Below are 398 nucleotides of genomic sequence, written 5' to 3'. Positions count from 1 at the left end.
CAGGACAGCAGGAAGTGGACCTGCTCCGTGGACAGCACGGCACCGCGAGGGGCGAGCTCGAGCACGCTGCGGATGAGGGTCTTGGCGTCGCCGGTGCGGTACTGCTCCGAATCCTGGTACGTGCCATGGTCGCGCGACGCCCACTCCGCGTAGTTCACGGCGCGCGCCAGCGCGCGGACCGCCGCCTCGGGCGAGGCGTACGACGGGACCGAGCCGCGACCGGCCGAGCCGCCCTGCAGATCAGGCACGCGCAACAGGACCGGGATGCCCTTGCTGGCGAGGAACGTCGACACGATGGGCTTGTCCGACTGCTCGCCGATCGCGGCCAGGACGTTCGCGACGTCCTCGCCGCCGGTGTTGATGGGTGGCGTGTAGACAGCGACGAGCGCGTCGACGTC

Annotated in this window: 1 pseudogene; it reads right to left on the bottom strand. The window is 70.9% G+C overall.

Annotated features, from left to right (window positions below):
- Positions 1–398, bottom strand: a pseudogene (locus D9V41_RS16620) (GNAT family N-acetyltransferase); the annotation flags it as partial.

The sequence above is a fragment of the Aeromicrobium phragmitis genome (genome assembly GCF_003674095.1).
GTDB classification, from domain to species: domain Bacteria; phylum Actinomycetota; class Actinomycetes; order Propionibacteriales; family Nocardioidaceae; genus Aeromicrobium; species Aeromicrobium phragmitis.
The sequence above is the reverse complement of the archived record's forward strand: the minus strand, read 5'-3'. Positions and strand labels throughout refer to the sequence as shown.